The following is a 19,838-nucleotide window of genomic DNA, read 5'->3' as shown; positions in this document are numbered from 1 at the left end:
CGCGCCAATCCATCACTAGCTTTTATCCCTGGTTCCGTTCCTGCGGAAGAATCGAAGCAGAAGTTGAGAGGAAGCCGATTCGTAAACAAGCGACCCAGGAAGATTTAACTCAACCTCGGTTCCCACTCCGGGCTCGCTCCACACCGCCAGCTGTCCACTAATCCGTTTGGCGCGCTCCCGCATCCCAGGCAGTCCCCAATGCCCGGCACGCTCTCCTTCCTCAAGAACCTTTCGATCAATGCCCTTGCCATCATCCCGGATTCGCACGCGAAGCAGCCTCTTCCCATACGTAATCTCCGCTTCGATATTCTGCGCTTCACTATGCTTGAAGGAATTTCGCAGCGCCTCCCGAACAATGTGATAAACATCGTCTCGAAAGATCGGATCCAGCGGCTTCGCTGTGCCTTCTTCAACAACAGAGAAGTTCGGCGAAATCGCTCCTGCCCGGCTAGCCCTAAGTTCATCCCCAAGAGAGGTGATCGTATGAGCAAGATCGTCATCGACCAGCGTAGACCCTCGTATGTCATAGATCGCGTTCCGTCCTTCCACCATCGCCTGATCCGCGCTCTCCAAAGCGGTGTCGAGACTCTTTCCAGCCTCCGCGGGATCTTTGGGAAGCATATCCCGGGCTGTCTGAAAATGAAGAATCAATCCTTGGAAGCTCTGCAACAGCGTGTCGTGTAGCTCTCGAGCGATCCGCGTTCGTTCCGAGAGACGCTCAATAAACTGAATGTCCATGCGAGCCGTAACCTGTCCGACATGCCACTGATACACAGCCCATGCAACAGTCGCCACCACTGCCGCGCATAGCAAAAGAAACCAGTTCGTCTGGTAAAACGCGGGAACGATTGTCAGGTTCAAGGAGGGTCCGTCCCGATTCCAAACTCCTTCGCTATTACTCGCAATCACGCGGAACGTATACGAACCAGGGTCGAGATTCGTATACACCGCTTCCCGCGCCGCAACCGGTGCACTCCAGCCTCGATCGAAACCATCTAGATGATATCGATACAGCACCCGCTCAGGCATCGAAAGGCTCACACCCGAAAAGTCAAACGTAACTCGCTGACGAACAGACGGAATACGAACAGACTCGGCTACGTCGATCGGAACACCATCCACAGAGACAGCATCGATCTTCGCAAGAACGGGCGCTCCGCCCTTCGCAGCTCGAGTGGGATCTACAACCGATATGCCATGATTCATGGAAAACCAGATGCGCCCTGACGGATCCGCAATAACGGATCGCTGCCTCTTGATGCCCTCGACACCATCCAATCCATCGGCTAGCCCATACTCTCGTACATCCTCCTCCTGGATCTTGCCGCTCAGAACACTGTCGCGCTTCACTCGTAGGACATGATTGGACGTTGCAACCCAAAGCCAGCCAATCCTGTCCTCTGCAATGCCGAAGACCTGCTCCTGTAGCGATGGGGGTACGTCACGTGGAACATGCACGGCATTGGAGACGAGAAACGCAAGACCAGACGTCGTTCCGATCCACAGCACGTGGGTCGAGTCTTCAAACAGGCAATTTATATCGCGCGACGGCAGCCCTTCGGTCTCGGTATAGTTTCGCCATCGCCCACCAGACAACGAAGTCAGACCGACCGGCGTTGCAAACCACATGGTCTCGTCAGAACCTTCCGCCATCGATGTCACATTATTCGACGGCAGCCCATTCGCGGTCGTGTACGAAGTGAATTTACCACCTCTCAACTCACTTACGCCGCCGCTCAGTGTTCCGGCCCAAACCGATCCGTCCCGATTCCGATTAACAGCGTACACACTGTCCTGAGGCAGCCCCTCCGCTTGAGTATAAGTTTTAGTCTCCAAGCCACCATTGCGAATGCGCAACTGCGTGAGGCCGCCTCTTTGTCGCCCGACCCACACCTCATCGCCGCTTCCCGTGATGGAGTAGACCACATCCTTATCCAGACCAGCTGCACTCACGCTCTCGATATGTCCATCCTTCAGCCAGTGCAACCCACCATCAAGAGGAGCGAACCAGGTGCGTCCCTCCCCATCGACATACACAGGTCCACCACTCTCCTGCGGCGAACCCTTCGCGATCGCATAGCTCACAAAGGGACTGTCTCGTAGTCGTTCAATACCTTGCGTCGTTCCAATCCAGATATCTCCCTCTCGATCCTCAAAAAGAGAGTTCACTGCGAGCCCTGACTGAACCGTCGCCCCATTGTCGTACGAAACACCATGCGAATTGAGCCGGACTAGCCCATGACCGGTCCCCATCCAGATGTTTCCGTCTCGGTCGCGAATCCCCGAAAGTATCTGTGTATTCCGGATCTCAGAGGGCATGCCTTCACGAGTGAGCGTCGATCCCGCCCAACGTAAAACGCCTTTGTCGGTGCCAATCCACAATTCGCCATTCTCCATCGGAAGTAGACAGTTGATCCTCCCGTCGTCTACTCCCTGCGGAACGTGGTAAACCCGTCCCCCCTTTAGGTAGAAGAGACCTCTATCGCTTGTCCCCAGCCATATGAGCCCATCCGTAGTCTCCACCACTGCGACCACCGCTGTACTCGGTTTGGCTAGGCGGTGTGTAGCCACGCCGGTGGCCCAGCTCAGGCGGCTGGAGAGTTCATCATTGGTCACCGATGGCGAAGCAGGACCCGAACTCGCTTCCGGAGTCGAGAGAACCTTAAAGCTTCCAGCACCATAGCCCAGAGGACCAAGTGTCAGCGAGGAGAGGAGCGCAGAGCCATCTCTTGCTCGTCCGAGTGAGGTAATTCCGACCTCTGCTTCATTGCGGCCCTGATCGAACTTCCCATCGTGATATCGCAGAATCTTCGTGTTCTCCAGAAGAATCCACAAATTCGATTGAGAGTCAGCAACCAAACCCTGCACCGGTCCAATCGGGATTGACATTGGGCTCTGCTGATAGATACGAAAGCCCATTCCATCGAAACGAATCAAGCCCTTCGCAGTCCCAATCCATAGATACCCATCAGCGGTCTGAGCAATCGAGCTCACAGCGCCGCCCACAAAACCCCTTTCAAGACCCCAACTCTCCCGCCTGTACTGCGAAATAGTCCGATTCGGGTCGACCGCATGCAGCTCCTGAGCAAAGCAGATCGCGATAAACACGGCCATCAAATTTCGAACGAGCCGATCTACTCTCATAGCCCCATCACGGAAGATACTCAAACTTATCTAAGACGACTTCGCTATCTTTCTGCAGAGGAGACTTATCGCTGGCGACCACGTAAAACAGAAACTGCATCTTCTCATGTCCGGAGGAAGGTACTCCCGACGTGAAGACGTGTTGCGACACAACAGGCGCGCCCGCGTGCATTGAGCTTCCCCGAACCGCAACAAACTCCGCGCGTCCCGGCTCCCAATGAAACGAGTAAGTCATCGTGCCCGCAGGCGCGGTAAACCGGGCCACGTTTCCAGGAACATAAAAAGGCTGAATCCCGAATTGAGCGTTGTATTTACTGTCTGCATCGCCCCATTTACTCAGCTCGACATCCACCTCGCGGTAGTTTTGCTCCCCTCCAAAATCGTCAAAGGTGTTCAGACTTAGAACTGCGGCCGGCTCCAGATGCGATGTGTCAGCCACCGTAACAATGTAGGTCCCGTATCCCAGGCTACGATCCATCACGACCTCTGCGCAGGCCCACTTGTTCCCTTTTTTCTTGATGCGAAGATGTAGCGCGCCCTTTGCATCGGTCCATCCATTATCACCGTCATAGGGAGAGTTCAGTCCCCCGCGATCCCCTGCAATCGTGCGAATCCCCCAATCATATCCACTGAATTTAATCGGCACCGTAGGCGCGATCTGAGGCTTGCCAACACCATCAACGATCTTCACCGCGGCAACTGCACCGCCCGGTACGGGCGCAACATCCATGGTCGCCGGCGGTTGATACCCTGGGTCAACCAGCAAAGCAGCGTACTTAAATCCGAGGTGGCTGGTCGTACTCCAGCTCGAATCCGGCTGTATGGAAAGGAAGGGCTGGTCGGGCCACGGCTGAACCCACCACGGCCCGCTCATCGCATAAATCACAACTCGCTGGCCCGGCTTCGCGCCCGTGACACGCCCCGAAATCGTATCCACTCGCTCACGACCGCCCTGCGCGGCCGGAGGAATCTTCGTAAATTCAACTATCGGACCAGTCACCGCCTGCTTGGCGTGGCAGCCGGCAAGCCAAAACAGAGATACGGTAAGACAAACCGCAAGTCCAGTCGAACCCAACGAGGCAGCTTTCCACATCGGCCGCAATCCACACCCCAGTCGATGACGAAGTCGGAAGCCGTTCGTTGAAGCAGTCGCGTGATCTTGCACCACAGAAACCCTCCGGAACTATTGCAGTCTTCTACGTTGAGATAGCAATCATAGTCCATCCAACCCCCCTCCCATCAACAAGTGCGGCCGTCGTTAAGTCCACTTCCAGCAAAAGAAAAACTCCGGACCTCTGCCTCTCCCGATGCGCGAACTTCATCTGCAGCAACGAATCCAATCCATCGAAAAGCCATGCTCCTCATGGTGTAAGATATGGTCTTCCGCCAGCAAAGATGCGGCTGGATCTTTGCAACATAGATCTGAAGCAGCGGAGTTTAAGCACCGAAGTCCCTGCGGACAACGTTCCAGGGGGCCGAACCTGAGGCAGTCCAACCAGCCCACCTTGGGCAGCGACACCACTTTCGTAAAGCAACACCACCGGAGTTCTTCACATGGCAAAGGGCGTCAATAAAGTCTTCCTCCTCGGCAACGTCGGCAAAGACCCCGAGATTCGTTCCACCACCGGCGGCATGACCGTCGCCAGCTTCTCTCTGGCCACCGCCGACCGGCAGAAAGATGCTCAGGGCAACTGGGCAGACAAGACCGAGTGGCACAATATCGTCTGCTTCCAGCGCACCGCCGAGGTCGTCCGCGACTACGTCAAAAAGGGCTCGCAGATCCTCGTCGAAGGCAAGATCCAGACCCGCTCCTGGGACGACAAAACCAGCGGCGAGAAGAAGTACAAGACCGAGATCCTCGTCAACGAACTCACCCTCCTCGGCGGAAAACCGGCTGGCGAAGGCGCCTCCAGCGGCGGCTACTCCAAATCCAACACGGCCAGCTACGACCAGCGCGCCCCATCCAGCCAGCCCGACTACGCAGACGTAGGCATCACTGACGACGACATCCCCTTCTAGAATCGGACCTTGCATTCGGTGTCCATTTACTCCGATACAACGGCTTGTACGCGGGGGACGAGGTGTGGAGAAGCGGGTTGCAGCCCCTTTCTCCACCCCGCCTAAAGAGACCTTGAGCTCTCTTTAGGCTCCCAATCTCTTCGTGCTGGATGAAACTCCATTGAGCACACTGCAGCGCGTGAAGTTCATACCATGATCCGTCGTAACCGACGCGATTGCTTCCTTCTCGTCAAAATATCCACTGTTACGCCTCGACCTTGCGTCCGGCTGGTTGTCTTCGTCCTATAACTTGTTCGCTCCGAAGACCGCCAGTATCTGTTCTACTTCGGCCATTCGCGGCATGGAGGTTTGAGCTCCTGGCCGCGTCACCGAAAGTGCTGCGGCAGCGGTTGCGAAGCGTGCGCTTTCGACCGGATCTTTTTTCATCAGCAGAGCCGTCGCGAACGCACCATTGAAAGCGTCTCCCGCAGCCGTTGTATCCACCGCCTGAACCGTGAAGGGCTCGAGGCGAGCACCTAGTCCGTCGGCCGATGCAAGATAGGCGCCACGAGATCCGAGCTTTAGGACTACTCCTCTAGTACCCTTGGCCAATAAAGTCTGCGCCATCACCGCAGGTTCGTTAAGGTTGGCCGCTCCGTTCCCGATGAAGAATGTGGCCTCCGTCTCATTCGGAGTAAACCAATCCACCTTGTCGAGAAGTCCTTCTGGCAATTGCGTCGCAGGCGCCGGATCGAGAATCAGCGGCACGCCCTCACGCTCGCAGATCGTCGCCAGATGTTGAACTGTCTCGGTCGGAATCTCCAATTGAGTCAGCACGATCCCGGCGCCTCTCAGGACCTCGATGTTCGCATCCAAATCTTCAGGCGTCAGCAGTGCATTTGCGCCCGGGGTGATCACGATGCAGTTCTCCCCCGCTTCAGACACTACGATCACGGCAACACCCGAGCTGCATCGAGAAGTCGAGACACCGTCGACATTCACGCCCGCATCTTCTAGGTGCTCCCTCAGCTGCACACCGAAGACATCATCTCCGATTCGTCCAATCATCGCGACCGGAGACCCCAGACGCGCTACAGCAACCGCTTGATTTGCCCCTTTCCCTCCGTGATGAGTCTGGAAGGATGTTCCGATGACGGTCTCTCCCTCGGTGGGAATCCGCGCTGTGTACGCGACGAGATCCATGTTGATGCTCCCCACCACGACTACTCCCCTCTTTTCAACGGACATAGACCTCCTAAGCTCGTAAACACGATCAATAAATAGGAGCGAGCGCAATCGCACTCAATCCGCAGAGGAACAGAACAAACATCCAAAACAAGTATGTTTTGGCTCGAGCGGGCGCGGTTGCAAATTCCTTCCAGATGAATACTCCCCAAGCGGCAGAGATCATAGTTGCCCCCTGACCGATCGAATAAGAAACCGCTGGCCCTACGATATGTGCACGCGACGCCACAAAGTTGAAGGTTGCACCCGTACACCAGATCACTCCGCCGAGGATCCCCCAAAGATGCCACGATCCGCGCGCCGCAGAGTACCCACTCATCGAAACCGGCTCGCTTTTATCCAGCGGTTTGCGCATCAATAGGTAGTTGAAGGGAACCGCGCAAAGCGCTACGCCGATCGTGAAGAAGATGGCCACAGCATAGGGGCCAGGAGCGCCCTCGCCCAACATGGATCGTGAGACAAAGGGATAGAAGCTCCCCATCAAGAGGCCCGCAGCCACGCAGATGATGAACCCGCGCATGCTCAGTGATCTCCTCTCCGTCTCGCGCATCCGGTACGCCATCGCGTCAAGAACAATCGCTCCCACGACGAGCGCGATGCCGCCAAAGAGCATCAACGCATTGCCGCTTGGCGAAATGATGTAACTGCTGATAGCCCCTACAACAAGTGCAAGCCCGATTCCAACGGGAAATGCAACGGCCAGACCGGCGATCTCAATGGCGGCGACCAGCAGCAAATTGGCAACATTAAAGAGAATCCCTCCGGTCACCGCAAGCGCGATGTGGGAGGAATCCGCAGCCAGTAGGTCGGCGACGAAGGGCCTGCCGACGCCTCCCATACTTCCCAGCGTAAAGCCCCAAATCAGTGCGGCCAGGATCAACCCGATCACATAGTCCCAGTAGAAGAGTTGGAACCGGTAGCCCGGACACAATTTCATTGTGTTGGCCCACGAACCCCAGCAGACCATTGTGACGAGCATCAACGAAAGAGCAACCGCATAAGTTTGGGGCTGAAACAATGGTTGGGCTCCTTCTAAATCTCTGCAATCATCGGCTAACCTCTCCAGCCGCTCCAAGTGTGCGGAGGCATTTATCTACATCAAAATAAGATACTTACGTCCAGATATAAATCCTTACTCAACATTTGAAATGTCGGTACGAGCGTCAAGGGAAGCCTGAAATTACTAAGCTGAGACCAAAGGGCGGATGGCCGGATATTTTGTACCCTGTGGTATGTACTGAGCGGCCATCGCGCTAAAGATTTTCACCTGCTCCGCGGCCCACGTGGCGTCCTTTCCGAGTTCCGTGGCGAGTAGAGACGCGACCACAGGCGCTACCTGGATTGCAGCGCGTGCGTTCAACAGGAGAGCACGAGTGCGCCGCGCCAAAGCGTCATCCAGGGTGCGAGACATCTCGTTGCGTGCGGCCCAGACGACCTCTGCCGCAATGTAGGGCAGATCAGAATGCAGGGGTTTGGCGAGTTCAGGATTCTCTTTGGACAGTTGTTGAATCGCTGCAGCATCTGCACCATACACGGATAGACTTCCGAGTTCTTCAGGGTGTTGATGGTAGCCGTGAATGTGCATGGTAGCCGTGACACAGGGTTTCTCCTCAAGTCGGCCAAGGGTGGTGGCATGGTCGACGCAATCCTCTGCCATATGCCGATAGGTAGTCCACTTGCCTCCAACGATCGTGAGAAGACCGGAGTGGTCAATGTGAATCGTGTAGTCGCGCGAGAGAGAGGAGGTTTTTCCATCGCCGGCTCCGGCGGCCTTGACCAGCGGCCGGATTCCTACATATACGCTGAGAATATCTTCGCGGGTGGGCTTGTGGCTAAGATAGCGACCGGCGGTCTCGAGGACGAATTCGATTTCTTCTTCGAAGGGGAGCGGTTCATAGGAGACCGATTCGATCGGTGTGTCGGTAGTGCCGACTAGAGTTCGGTTGTGCCAGGGAACGGCGAACAGGACACGGCCATCATCGGTCTGAGGCACGAGAAGCGCCGTGTCGCCGACTAAGAAAGAGCGGTCGAACACGAGATGAATGCCCTGGCTGGGAACCATCATCTGTTGGACCGTCGGCTCGGCGAGTCGACGGATTTCGTCGGTGAAGATGCCTGTCGCATTCACCACTGAACGGGCCGCGATTTCAAAACGCTCTCCGCTTTCGCCATCAATCGCAGCTACCCCTTGAATGAAGCCACCATCATCCTTCTTCAACTCAACGACACCTGCATAGTTCAACAGGGTCGCCCCGTGTTCGGCGGCGGTCGTCATCAGATTGATCAGCAGGCGTGTGTCATCAAACTGCCCATCGTGATACATCACACCACCGCGCAGGCCGTCCTGACGGATCGTTGGCAGCAGCTTCAGCGTCTCTTCGAGAGAGAGCACTTTGGATGCACCAAAGCTGTATTTGCCTGCGAGGAAGTCGTACACTTTCATCCCGATTCCGTAGAAGGGAGCTTCCCACCATGAATAGTTTGGGACGATGAATTTTAGGTCCTTCACGATGTGCGGAGCATTTCGGAGGAGAATCCCCCGCTCTTTTAGGGCCTCCATCACGAGCGAGACGTTTCCCTGCTCGAGATAGCGGACACCACCGTGAACCAGCTTTGTGGCACGGCTGGAGGTCCCTTTGCCGAAGTCTTCACGCTCCAGGAGCAGTACATCGTAGCCACGTGACGCTGCGTCGACGGCAACTCCGGCACCCGTCGCTCCTCCTCCGATCACGACAATGTCCCACGGTTCTTTCCGATTGCGTACACGAGCCACCATATCATCGCGATTCATTTGCTCTCCTTGTTCCAATGGCGAGAACGTTCGACGGCTTCTCTCCAATTCTCCTGTAGCTTTTGCATCTGTTTTTTGTCTGTCTTTGGCTCGAAGATGGTGTCAGCTTTGCGATGTGCCTTCAACTCGTCGATGCTACTCCAGAATCCGCTGGAGAGACCGGCTAGATAGGCGGCGCCGAGGGCAGTAGTTTCGAGGACAGCAGGACGGCGAACCGGTACGCCCAGCAGGTCTGCCTGAAATTGCATTAGATCGTCGTTGGCGGCGGCGCCTCCGTCGACACGAAGTTCGGTGAATGGATCTTTTGTATCGGAGTCCATTACCTGAAGAACGTCCGCAACCTGAAAGGCAATGCTCTCTATTGCCGCCCGGGCGATATGGGCGATTTGAGTGCCTCGTTGTAGACCGATGATCAGACCTCTTGCCTGCGCATCCCAGTATGGAGCGCCAAGACCTGTAAACGCAGGGACGAAGACCACGCCATCGGAATCGGGCACTGAGGCGGCAATTGCCTCGACCTCGGACGACCTGCGGAAAAACTTCATGTTGTCCCGAAGCCACTGCACCACAGCTCCGCCGATGAAGATGCTGCCTTCGAGGGCGTAGGCAAGTTTTCTTTCCGTGCTGCATGCCAGCGTTGTGATCAAACGGTGGCTTGAAAGCGTAAAACTGCCGCCCGCGTGCTGCAGCAAAAAACAACCCGTCCCGTAGGTGTTTTTCGCGTCGCCGGGAGAGACGCAGAGTTGTCCGAACAGCGCCGATTGCTGATCCCCTGCGATGCCCGTGATCTCCACTTCGCCAAGGCCAAGCGAGGTTGTCACCTGTCCGACCTCTTCGTTAGACCAGACGACTTCGGGCAAAAGACTTTTCGGAATGTTGAAGAGCTTCAGCAGATCGTCGTCCCATCGGTCTTCAACGATGTTGTAGAGCAGAGTGCGCGAAGCGTTTGTGCGATCCGTAATGTGCCGCTTTCCGCTGGTCAGATTCCACACAAGCCAGCTATCGACGGTCCCGAAGGCCAGTTTTCCTGCCTCGGCCCGAGAGCGCGCTCCGGCGACGTTCTCGAGAATCCATGCGACCTTACTTGCGGAGAAGTACGGGCTCAACAGAAGTCCGGTCTTCTGACGAACGGTCTCTTCAACGCCATCGTTGGCGAGTCTTTTCATCAGGGCACCAGTACGGCTGTCCTGCCAGACGATAGCGTTGTAAACGGGCTTGCCCGTCTCGCGGTCCCATATGATCGTAGTCTCCCGCTGGTTGGTGATACCGAGCGAGATTACGTCTCGCGGACGGACCACCGCTTTGCCTAGTACTTCGACTGCTGAACTGAGCTGCGAGGTGAGAATGTCGAAGGGATCGTGTTCAACCCAACCACTGTTGGGGTAGATCTGCGGAAATTCGTGCGAAGCAGTCCCCGCGATTTGCCCGTCATGGTCGAAAAGGATGGCGCGGGAACTCGTCGTTCCTTGGTCAAGCGAGAGTACGTACTTCATCTTGTCTCCTTAGATGCTCAGGACTTGAAAGATGATTTATTTGCGTCGAACACTACGCCTTCGCTGCTTCGAGCAGGGCTTTTTCTCGGGCCGGCAAGAAGGGCCGGATAAGAGTTTGATAGGCTCCGCCCCCAACGATTGCGCCTAACAGCGGTGCGACAATAGGTATCCACCAGTAGCTCTGTGGCGAAGGCAGCGCTGCGGGACCCCAGCCAGCAAGAAAGCAGAACAGCCTGGGTCCAAAGTCGCGCGCGGGATTCAGAGCCCATGCCTCCAGATAGCCCATCGATGCGCCAATGAGAGCGACCAGGAAGCCGATCATCAATGCTCCGAAGTTGGCGCCCGGGGCCATCTCGTTGTACTGTTCGGTGATCGCGAAGATACCGAAGATCAGGAATGCGGTGAGAATGATCTCGTCGCCAAAGGCATGCATCGGCGTAACTGCGAGGCCGGGGTGTGTGAAAAAGACCCCCGCAGCGCCACCGGCGGCTCGGGTGAGATGGTTGGTCAAGTTGAAGTTGTCGATTACGGGGGCGAACAGCGTATACACAACGCCTGCGCCGAGAAAGGCTCCGGTAATTTGCGCGAGACAATATGGAAGCACCTTGCGCCAGGAGAATCCACGATATACCGCGAGCGCGAGTGTAACCGCCGGATTGCCGTGGCAGCCACTCACCGACGCGGTTGTGTAGATCGATATCGTGACGGCCAATCCCCACGCGATGCAGACTCCCCAATACGCCTGCTGGTAGGGGCTCGGGCTATAGAGCGTGTACATTGCCGCGACCGAGTCGCCGAACGCAATGACAATAAACATCGCCATTGCTTCTGATATCAGTTGCCCCACAAACGTCTTGCTCATGCAGCTCTTTTCTCCCGGTTGCCGTTCGGTTTGACTTGCTCGTTCGAGGGCCAACGCGATCGGGACTACAGCAGTTCACTCGTTCGCCATTATCTACATTTTTTTCATTTCGTGGAGCGTTTCGTCAGACGAGCGATATATTTCGCAGATCAGGTGGAATTCCCCGCCATATCTGGCGCGGACTCCGCGGTCCATCGATATCCCTCATAATGGAAGATTAGGAGTTTTGCATGGGATTATTCAGTAAGAAACTAAAACAGGAACATAAGGTCATGCTCCAGCATGATCGCGCCGCCGGTACACTTCAACCTGAATCGCACCGCGCCACTCCAGAATGCCCCCATCCCGAGCATTGGAGCATGATCGATTCGATGACTGCCGAACTCGAGGTTCTTGAATTCCTTGCGACGCTTGTGACAACCATTAAGCCGCGCCTGGTCGTTGAAACTGGCTCTTTTCTCGGAGTTTCCACCGAATGGATCGCGAGGGGTCTCGAGCGCAACGGCTTCGGCAAGGTTATCAGCTGCGAGTTCGACCCGGTCGTCTATGCGCGCGCAAAAGAACGTCTCGAAGCGTCTCCGCTCAGGCCGTGGGTTGAGCTCCGCAATGAGTCCAGCCTCGAGATGAAGGTCAATGGCCGCATTGATCTTTTTTTCTCCGACTCCGATATGCCGATTCGCGAACAAGAGGTCAAACGCTTCCTTCCTCAGATCAACCCGGACGGCCTCATCCTGATGCATGACGCCAGTTCGCACCACAAGGTCGTCCGTGACGCGGCGAAATCGATGGAGTCGGAGGGCCTTCTCTCGGTCGTTTTTCTGCCTACACCCCGAGGGCTTGTCGTTGCCCAGCCTCGCGCCGGCCGCAGCTAAGCGCAGGAATAACGAATGACAGGTTTTCATGACCAGGAGAAAAATTCTTCCTTTCGCGCGCCGTGGTCTATCTTCTGGATCGGGTCGCTGATTCGCGTCGCTTATATTACGTTGGCCCACACTTATCGCATTCGCGTCTCGGAAGATCACCTGCAGTTCGGCTGGGAGATGGGACGCATCGCGCGCGCGCTGGTGACTGGCTTCGGCTACGCGGACCCCTTCACGGGTCACTCCGGACCGACCGCGTGGGTACCGCCCCTGTATCCGCTGTTGCTTGCTGGCGTCTTCAAGGTGTTCGGTGTCTACACGGCGAAGTCAGCTTGGGTGATCCTTAGTATCAACAGCATCTTCTCTGCTGCGACTTCCCTTCTGATTTATGAGATCGCTGCCAGATGTTTTCAGACTAGCGGTCGAGCACATAAGATCGCCATTTGGTCGGCGTGGCTCTGGGCTCTCTATCCTGCGGCGATGCAATATGCGGTTCACTGGGTTTGGGACATGGCCCTTACGGCGTTTCTGTTCTCGGCTGTCATTGTTCTTGCCCTGCGTGTGCGAAGCATCGGGGAAGACCATCCGGGGGCTAATCCTCAGACTCTTCTTCGGTGGTCGCTCTTTGGGCTGTTCTGGGGCATGATTGCTTTACTCAACTCGACGATTCTTCTCTTTCTTCCAGTCTGTGGCGTCTGGATGTTGCTGGGGGTTGCAAAGGAAAAGGGTGCACTCAGTCCTGCCATCGGCAAATCAATCCTTGCCGCAATTATTTTCCTCGCCTGCCTCATCCCGTGGATGGTGCGAAATGAGAAGGTCTTTCACGCGTTCATTCCGATTCGCGGAAACCTGGGCGCGGAGCTGCACGACTCCGTGCTTGACTCCTATAACGGATTCACCGTTGGTACTCGGGTGCCTGTCTGCGATGTTTGCCCCGATTATCTCGAATACAAGAGTATGGGCGAGTATGCCTACGTCCGGCGTGAAGGCGAGCTTGCGCGCGAACACATCCGTACTCACAAACTGCGTTTCTTCGAGCTTGCCCTGAAGCGCTTCTACTTCTACTGGGTCAGCGTCCCCAAGCCGGTCGAAAAAGGGGTCCTGAACGAAGCTTTCCGTGTTCTCAACTACAGCTTCGTGAGTTTCGCTGCACTTCTCGGACTTGCGCTTGCGCTAAAGCAAAGGATCCCAGGTGCCAACCTCTTTGCCTGGGCCTTCGTGCTTCTCCCACTTACTTATTACTTTGTTACTGTTCAGGCCCGCTTTCGCCATCCGCTCGAGCCCCTGATGACCATCCTAGCGGTCTATCTCTTTCAATCTGCTACACGCTCCAGCCCTGTAACTTGAGTTCCACGTTAAGATCGCGAAGAGGGATTACATTCTGACGGCGCGGCTCCCACGCTGCCATGCCTTCGCATATTTCCAGCTGATGTAGGCCGAATGATAAAGGTGGAGCAACAGCCCTTCACGTCCATCCAGAAATCCGAGACGAAAGATAAAGTTCCAGACAAATGTCAGAATCGGAACCAGAAGGATGTTCCAGCAGAAAGCCGGCCACGAACGACTAGCTTTCCCTTTGGCGGCGGCGATTTGACCACCGAGGCTGCTGTATCGGTTCATATGCTCCAGATAAATATTCAGGTCAGGATAGCCGTGATGGAGGAAGTCATTTTTCAATGTCTCCACCCTTCCCGCGACCTGAACCGATTCGTGCACCGGTCGATCAGTAAAGCAAGCAGTGCCAGAAGAAGTCAGGTGGCGAAACAAGCGCAGCTTCAGATCTGGGTAGTAACCTCCGTGCCGCATCCAGCGTCCGAGAAAGACATGCCTCAGCCGAAGCCGATAGCCATCTATTGGGGGCACGTTCGTAGCATCGGCTTCAAGCATAAGGCTAATCTCTCTCTGAAGCTCGGCCGTTAACTCTTCATCCGCGTCCAGGGAAAGAACCCAGGTGCCGACGCATTTTTCGATAGCAGAGTTCTTCTGCCTTGCAAACCCTTTCCACGGCTCTGCGAAAACTTTTGCGCCGAACGACTTCGCAATCTCCAACGTACGGTCCGTAGAGCCTGAATCGACCACAACCAGTTCATCCGCAAACCGCACACTGGCCAGGGTCCGCGAGAGATTCGCCTCTTCATTGAGCGTGATGATGGCTACGGAAAGTGTCGTCCTCGGCATGCCTCTTCATTCTATTTGTCCTAATGCCTAATCCGACCTCTTCATCGTGTCGTAACAAGATCAGACTAGTGTTTTTCCTGAGTTGTCAGATCGCTAATATCCAAATTGAATACTTAATGAACCCTCCCCTGCCTGAGATCCCATCCCGTTCCGGCTGTAAACGATGCTAAGCAGACGTCGCCTTCTTCAGCGTGGCCTCACTACCGCTGCTGGCCTCACTCTCAGCAAAACGGTACCGGCGATGCAACAGGCTATGGCATCGCCCGCGCAGGTTCGCAGCGGAGTCAGACTCAAGCCGTATGTCGATTCTCTTCCCGTCCCGCCCGTTATCCGCGCGACGGGAAAACCGCGCGAAACCATTGATATTGAAATGGGCCAGTTTCAACAGAAGGTGCATCGAGACCTCCCTCCGACGACCCTCTGGGGATATAACGGTTCGTGGCCTGGTCCTACCATCGAAGCTCGGAGCGGCCAGCCTCTCAGTATTAACTGGGTTAGCAAGTTACCCACTACGCATTTGCTTCCCATCGATCATTCCATCCACGGCGCCGAGTCGTCTCTGCCTGCGGTCCGCAACGTTGCGCACCTCCACGGAGCCTGTGCGATGCCCGACGACGATGGTTACCCGGAAGCCTGGTTCACTGCGCAGGGCGAACACGGTCCTCATGGTCCAAAGTTCAATCCACGGCCGTCGTCTTATCCCAATTGCCAACCTTCCACAACGCTTTGGTATCACGACCATTGCCTTGGCATCACCCGATTGAACGTCTATGCAGGTCTGGCCGGCTTCTATCTCATTCGTGACGAAGCAGAGAAGGCGCTCAATCTGCCACAAGGCGAGTTCGAGATTCCCCTGATGCTGCAGGATCGCTTGTTCCATCGTGACGGCTCGCTCTATTACCCCAAGGTCGTCAATGGACCCAAAGAACACCCCATCTGGATTCAGGAGTTCTACGGCGACTATAACTGCGTCAACGGAAAAGTCTCACCGTTTCTGGAGGTTGAGCCGCGTAAATATCGATTCCGGATTGTCAACGCCGCAAATGCGCGCTTTTACCACCTTCGACTTTTCATCTCCGATGCAACCGGCAAGATACAGAACGACTCCTTCGATGTTCCGGCCTTTCAGCAGATCGGCACTGACGGCGGTCTCCTCCCGGCCCCTCTACAAATTCGCTACCTACTCATTGGACCGGGGGAACGGTTTGATATCGTCATCGACTTCGCCGATTGCGAAGGTAAATCCTTCTCGTTGGTTAACGATGCCCCTGCACCCTATACGATGGGCGGTCAATATCTTCCAGAAGACGTCTTGCTCTTCAAAGTGACCAAGACTCCCTCCGGCAAAGATACAAGCGTCGTACCTGAAGCTCTCGTTCCCTTTGAGCCGCTTGTCCCTACCTACGCGACCCGTGAGCGTCTTCTCCTGGTCTCAGAAAAAGAGCGACCGTCCGACGGCTATGTGATTACGGGCCTTCTCGGGAACGCACGCTGGCACGAGCCCATCACCGAAGATCCGAAGGCGGGTGCTACCGAGATCTGGTCCTTCGTCAACATCACTGGTGACGTTCATCCACTACACGTCCATCTTGTTAGGTTCCAGGTTTTGAATCGCCAGACCTTTGACGTGCAAACCTACCAGCAGACCGGCAAGCTAGTTTTCACGGGCAAGCCAATGGCTCCCGAAAGCAATGAGCGCCCCGCGCATAAGGACACCATCAAGTCTTACCCTGGTTACGTCACTCGTGTTGTTATGCGCTTTGACCTTCCCCACGGAGCGCAGATGTCGCCCGGCGACGAACTTCTCTACGTCTGGCACTGTCACATACTCGAGCACGAAGACAACGAGATGATGAGACCCTACAAAGTCGTGGTCTAGCTCGTACGCACCAATAATCTACAACGCCGAAGTGTGAATTGACACCAACAAGTCATTACATCCAAAAGAAATTTGCTGGCGACGAAATTCAGCCAGTAACGTAAGCGTAATTATTGGTCATTTCATTTGCGCGTGACACGTTATCACCACCCCTGCCTCTACGGTTATCCCACTGAGGTTGTACTCCCCAGCGGCTCCAAACCGCATCCTCAGTTTTCTGGAGGTATCACTTTGAAACGTACTGTCAACGCCCCTAACGGGACTTTGAAGTGCGGCGCCATGATGTTGATTGCGCTGCAAGTGTTTGCGGGACTGCCACAATCCGCCTACGCCCAAACTGCCGTCCCCGAAACAAAGACCCCCATTAAACACGTCATCATCATCATCGGTGAGAACCGCACGTTCGATCACGTCTATGCGACCTACAAGCCGAAGGCGGGCCAGACCGTCTCGAACCTCCTCTCCAAAGGCATCGTCAATGCCAACGGCAAACCGGGCCCCAACTATTCCCTTTCTGCACAGTTCTCGGCCGTTGATAGCACCACCGCCGACAATGGTAAGTTCTCTAACAGCCCCCAGGAAAAGAGCATCTACAGCACGCTTCCCCCTTCCTTGGCTGGCGGTCCGAAAACGACCAGCGCAACGAGCGCGCCCTTCACCACTCTTAAGGTTGCGGAGCTTGCCGACACAGGTCTTGCGCCGGCCTATAACAAGTACCTCGTAACTGGTGCCACCGGCATTACAGGTGGTCAGGTCGACACCCGCATTGCCGATGCAACCTCCCTGCGTGAGGGCGTCTACCAGCTCACCGGTCCCAAGATGCCTTACGATGCCTATACCAACAGCCCTGTGCACCGCTTCTTCCAGATGTGGCAGCAGACTGACTGCAACGTTGACTACGCGACTCAGGACAACCCCAGTGGATGCTTGAATGACCTCTTCCCCTGGGTTGAGACAACTATCGGAACCGGCGGCAACGGCGCTGCACAGCCCAAGAACTTCAACGACACCACCACTGAAGAAGGTTCGACTTCTATGGCCTTCTACAACGTGGCGCAAGGTGACGCTCCCTACTTCAAACAGCTTGCAGATGACTACACGATTAGCGACAACTTCCACCAGTCCGTCATGGGCGGAACGGGTGCGAACCACATCATGTTCGGCTTCGGCGACTCCATCTTTTACACCAACGGTAAAGGCGCAGCCGCGGTTCCACCGAAAAACGAGGTTGAGAATCCAAACCCACAGCCCGGGACCAACAATTGGTGGGATCAGGACGGCTACAGCGGTGGCAGCTACGTGAACTGCGCCGACATCAGCCAGCCTGGCGTTCCGGCTGTGACCAACTACCTCCAGTCCCTTTCGCGTCCAGTCAAAGCGAACTGCGCCGCAGGAAGCTACTATCTGGTCAATAACTACAACCCTGGATACAACGGCGACGGCACGCTCGCGTCGCAGTACTCACCCTTCACCATTCCTCCCACCAGCCAGAAGAGCATCGGTGACGACCTCGTCGCTCACAATGTTCCCTTCAAATACTTCGGCGAGAACTGGGATCTATATGTAACCGATCCCACCGAGTCGAACTCGTTCGATGAATACTGCAACATCTGCAACCCGTTCCAATATCAGACCCAGTTCATGGGAACTCAGGCGGCTCGCCAGACTTATATTGCGGACACGTCTGAGCTCTATGAGGATATTGACACGGGTAACCTACCGGCAGTCTCCATCGTCAAGCCCAGCGGCTTCAACGATGGTCACCCCGCGTCTTCCAAACTCGACCTCTTTGAGGGCTTCACCAAGAAGATCATCGATGGAGTCAAAGCCAACCCAGCACTCTGGGCCGATACTGCCATCTTCGTCACCTGGGATGAGGGCGGCGGCTACTATGACTCGGGTTACATCCAGCCGGTTGACTTCTTCGGCGACGGTACCCGCATTCCTCTGATTGTGGTCTCGAAGTACTCCACGGGCGGCATCGTCTCCCACGAGTATGGTGATCACGTGTCGCTGATGAAGTACATCGAAAAGAACTGGGGCCTGCCGACGATCACTGGCCGCAGCCGCGACAACCTGCCGAACCCGATCCAGAAGGCCAACAACCCCTACGTTCCGACGAACAGCCCAGCAATCGGCGATCTAACGGATGACTTCCATTTCTCTTCCAAATAACAATCAGTTTTGGCTGGTTTCAACCCTTCGACGGTCAGCCACGCTGGCCGTCGAAGTTATTTTTCAGCGAACGACTCTCGGATAAATATAATGATCAATTTTTTCCAGAACATGCAGAAACTTAACTCAAAGATTCTCTCTTCCGCCCTCCTTCTCGCGCTTAGTTTCGATATCTACTCCGCACCAGTGGTCCATGCCGCCAGCCCAAAAGTGCTACCGCAATTTCATGTTCAAGACCAATGGAATCTAGGTGGCAAAGGCGGATGGGGTTTTCTCGTGCTCGACACCCCTGCTCATCGTCTGTATATCCCACGAACCGATCGCGTGATGGTCGTCGATACGGATAGCGGCAAACTTCTCGGCGAAGTCGAAGGAATGAAAAACAATCGCGAGCTCACGTTGGACGACTCCGGCAAGTACGGCTATGTCACCGATCCCACGGACGGATCAGCCGGTTATGTCCGCGTCTTTGACCGCACCAACTTCAAAGTGGTCGCATCTGTGCCGACAGGCGCGGTTCCCAATGCCATCGTCTTCGACCCCACTTCAAAGTCGGTCGTCGCCTTCAACTCACACAGCCATAGCGCGACCATCATCGATAGTGCGAATAATCAGGTCACAGCCACCGTTCCACTTGCCGGACGCCCCGGTTCAGCAATCTCTGATGGAACCGGCTCTGTTTTCGTGACGCTCCCTGCCAGCGGCGAGATTGCGCGCATTGACGTTGCCGCCAAGAAAGTCTCTGCTACTTGGCAATTGACGCCCTGCACTGGACCTAGTGGACTTGCCGTCGACACTGGCCGCCATCAACTCTTTACCGCCTGCGAGGACCACAAACTGGTGAGCGTCAGCACAGACACAGGTGAGGTTGTCGTCCTCGGAGATGCTCCGCTAAATGCTGGCGACATCGACTTCGACGTGCAGCACAATCTGCTCTTCGTTGCCGACGCCACTGGAGAACTCTCCATCTTTCGTCGCGACTCAGCTCTCAAATACTCCCGAGTCCAACAGGTGAAAACTCAGCCCGGCGCTCGGACGATGGCCGTCGACCCGAAGTACGTAAAGGCCTATCTAGTAACTTCGAAATTCGGACAGAATACCAGCGCAGTCTCTGAGGAGTTACAGTACCGTCCAACTCCGATCCCCGGCACTTTCTCAGTCATCATTGTGGGACGCTAATTGAGGAGCCGTACCTCAGCCATCGAGGTTACGG

The 19,838-nt window shown here is 55.6% G+C and carries 14 protein-coding genes; 6 read left to right on the top strand and 8 right to left on the bottom strand.

From position 1 onward, the window contains the following. Positions 1–15: 15 nt before the first annotated feature. Both RBB77_RS10490 and RBB77_RS10485 read right to left on the bottom strand, forming a co-directional pair. Positions 16–3,114 carry a sensor histidine kinase gene (locus RBB77_RS10490; RefSeq protein ID WP_353067146.1) on the bottom strand — a complete coding sequence of 1,033 codons (3,099 nt, stop codon included), beginning with the start codon at positions 3,112–3,114 and terminating at the stop codon, positions 16–18. A 37-nt stretch (positions 3,115–3,151) separates the two neighbouring features. Continuing rightward, on the bottom strand, positions 3,152–4,237 hold the full coding sequence (locus tag RBB77_RS10485) for a hypothetical protein (protein ID WP_353067144.1): 1,086 nt from the start codon (positions 4,235–4,237) through the stop codon (positions 3,152–3,154). A gap of 461 nt (positions 4,238–4,698) precedes the next feature. On the opposite strand from RBB77_RS10485, the gene RBB77_RS10480 reads away from it, so the two are divergent. Beyond that, positions 4,699–5,163, top strand: coding sequence for a single-stranded DNA-binding protein (locus tag RBB77_RS10480; protein ID WP_353067143.1), 465 nt, complete (start codon positions 4,699–4,701; stop codon positions 5,161–5,163). A gap of 282 nt (positions 5,164–5,445) precedes the next feature. On the opposite strand, the gene rbsK is transcribed toward RBB77_RS10480, so the two are convergent. The 5 genes from rbsK to RBB77_RS10455 form a co-directional block, all read right to left on the bottom strand. Continuing rightward, a complete protein-coding gene (gene rbsK, locus RBB77_RS10475) occupies positions 5,446–6,390 on the bottom strand; it encodes a ribokinase (protein ID WP_353067141.1) in 945 nt (314 codons plus the stop codon). Positions 6,391–6,415: 25 nt separating this feature from the next. After that, positions 6,416–7,405: a GRP family sugar transporter gene (locus tag RBB77_RS10470; protein ID WP_353067139.1), complete on the bottom strand. Its 990-nt coding sequence runs from the start codon at positions 7,403–7,405 to the stop codon at positions 6,416–6,418. A 165-nt stretch (positions 7,406–7,570) separates the two neighbouring features. Then, positions 7,571–9,178 (bottom strand): glycerol-3-phosphate dehydrogenase/oxidase, encoded by a 1,608-nt coding sequence (locus RBB77_RS10465; RefSeq protein ID WP_353067138.1) that lies wholly within the window; start codon positions 9,176–9,178, stop codon positions 7,571–7,573. Continuing rightward, positions 9,175–10,671, bottom strand: a complete 1,497-nt coding sequence (glpK, locus tag RBB77_RS10460; RefSeq protein ID WP_353067136.1) for a glycerol kinase GlpK — start codon at positions 10,669–10,671, stop codon at positions 9,175–9,177. Before glpK ends, RBB77_RS10465 begins: the two co-directional genes overlap by 4 nt. A 52-nt stretch (positions 10,672–10,723) precedes the next feature. Next, a complete protein-coding gene (locus tag RBB77_RS10455) occupies positions 10,724–11,533 on the bottom strand; it encodes an MIP/aquaporin family protein (protein ID WP_353067134.1) in 810 nt (269 codons plus the stop codon). Between the two features lie 230 nt (positions 11,534–11,763). Here RBB77_RS10455 and RBB77_RS10450 point away from each other — a divergent pair, with 230 nt between their 5' ends. Beyond that, on the top strand, positions 11,764–12,405 hold the full coding sequence (locus RBB77_RS10450) for an O-methyltransferase (protein ID WP_353067132.1): 642 nt from the start codon (positions 11,764–11,766) through the stop codon (positions 12,403–12,405). 15 nt (positions 12,406–12,420) lie between these two features. Beyond that, entirely contained in the window at positions 12,421–13,740 is a 1,320-nt protein-coding gene (locus tag RBB77_RS10445) for an ArnT family glycosyltransferase (protein WP_353067130.1), read from the top strand. A gap of 27 nt (positions 13,741–13,767) precedes the next feature. Here RBB77_RS10445 and RBB77_RS10440 read toward each other — a convergent pair whose 3' ends face one another. Next, the gene (locus RBB77_RS10440) at positions 13,768–14,571 is read right to left on the bottom strand and encodes a glycosyltransferase family 2 protein (RefSeq protein WP_353067128.1); all 804 of its coding nucleotides are present in this window, start codon (positions 14,569–14,571) and stop codon (positions 13,768–13,770) included. A gap of 163 nt (positions 14,572–14,734) precedes the next feature. Between RBB77_RS10440 and RBB77_RS10435 the strand changes: the two genes are divergently transcribed. The 3 genes from RBB77_RS10435 to RBB77_RS10425 all read left to right on the top strand — a co-directional run bounded on the left by RBB77_RS10435 (position 14,735) and on the right by RBB77_RS10425 (position 19,804). Beyond that, positions 14,735–16,450: a multicopper oxidase family protein gene (locus RBB77_RS10435; RefSeq protein ID WP_353067126.1), complete on the top strand. Its 1,716-nt coding sequence runs from the start codon at positions 14,735–14,737 to the stop codon at positions 16,448–16,450. A 231-nt stretch (positions 16,451–16,681) separates the two neighbouring features. After that, positions 16,682–18,625 (top strand): alkaline phosphatase family protein, encoded by a 1,944-nt coding sequence (locus tag RBB77_RS10430; protein WP_353067124.1) that lies wholly within the window; start codon positions 16,682–16,684, stop codon positions 18,623–18,625. A gap of 90 nt (positions 18,626–18,715) precedes the next feature. Then, entirely contained in the window at positions 18,716–19,804 is a 1,089-nt protein-coding gene (locus RBB77_RS10425) for a YncE family protein (protein ID WP_353067122.1), read from the top strand. Positions 19,805–19,838: the final 34 nt, after the last annotated feature.

Origin of the sequence: Tunturibacter psychrotolerans, assembly GCF_040359615.1 — a bacterium.
GTDB lineage: Bacteria > Acidobacteriota > Terriglobia > Terriglobales > Acidobacteriaceae > Edaphobacter > Edaphobacter psychrotolerans.
This window is presented reverse-complemented; position numbering and strand designations above follow the sequence as displayed.

Excerpts from the sequence above, each read along its gene's own strand:
- RBB77_RS10445 (WP_353067130.1), top strand. The coding sequence starts at position 12,421 with ATGACAGGTTTTCATGACCAGGAGAAAAATTCTTCCTTTCGCGCGCCG.
- RBB77_RS10465 (WP_353067138.1), bottom strand. The coding sequence starts at position 9,178 with ATGAATCGCGATGATATGGTGGCTCGTGTACGCAATCGGAAAGAACCG.
- RBB77_RS10425 (WP_353067122.1), top strand. The coding sequence starts at position 18,716 with ATGATCAATTTTTTCCAGAACATGCAGAAACTTAACTCAAAGATTCTC.
- RBB77_RS10455 (WP_353067134.1), bottom strand. The coding sequence starts at position 11,533 with ATGAGCAAGACGTTTGTGGGGCAACTGATATCAGAAGCAATGGCGATG.
- RBB77_RS10485 (WP_353067144.1), bottom strand. The coding sequence starts at position 4,237 with ATGTGGAAAGCTGCCTCGTTGGGTTCGACTGGACTTGCGGTTTGTCTT.
- RBB77_RS10450 (WP_353067132.1), top strand. The coding sequence starts at position 11,764 with ATGGGATTATTCAGTAAGAAACTAAAACAGGAACATAAGGTCATGCTC.
- glpK (WP_353067136.1), bottom strand. The coding sequence starts at position 10,671 with ATGAAGTACGTACTCTCGCTTGACCAAGGAACGACGAGTTCCCGCGCC.
- RBB77_RS10490 (WP_353067146.1), bottom strand. The coding sequence starts at position 3,114 with ATGGCCGTGTTTATCGCGATCTGCTTTGCTCAGGAGCTGCATGCGGTC.
- RBB77_RS10440 (WP_353067128.1), bottom strand. The coding sequence starts at position 14,571 with ATGCCGAGGACGACACTTTCCGTAGCCATCATCACGCTCAATGAAGAG.
- RBB77_RS10435 (WP_353067126.1), top strand. The coding sequence starts at position 14,735 with ATGCTAAGCAGACGTCGCCTTCTTCAGCGTGGCCTCACTACCGCTGCT.
- rbsK (WP_353067141.1), bottom strand. The coding sequence starts at position 6,390 with ATGTCCGTTGAAAAGAGGGGAGTAGTCGTGGTGGGGAGCATCAACATG.
- RBB77_RS10480 (WP_353067143.1), top strand. The coding sequence starts at position 4,699 with ATGGCAAAGGGCGTCAATAAAGTCTTCCTCCTCGGCAACGTCGGCAAA.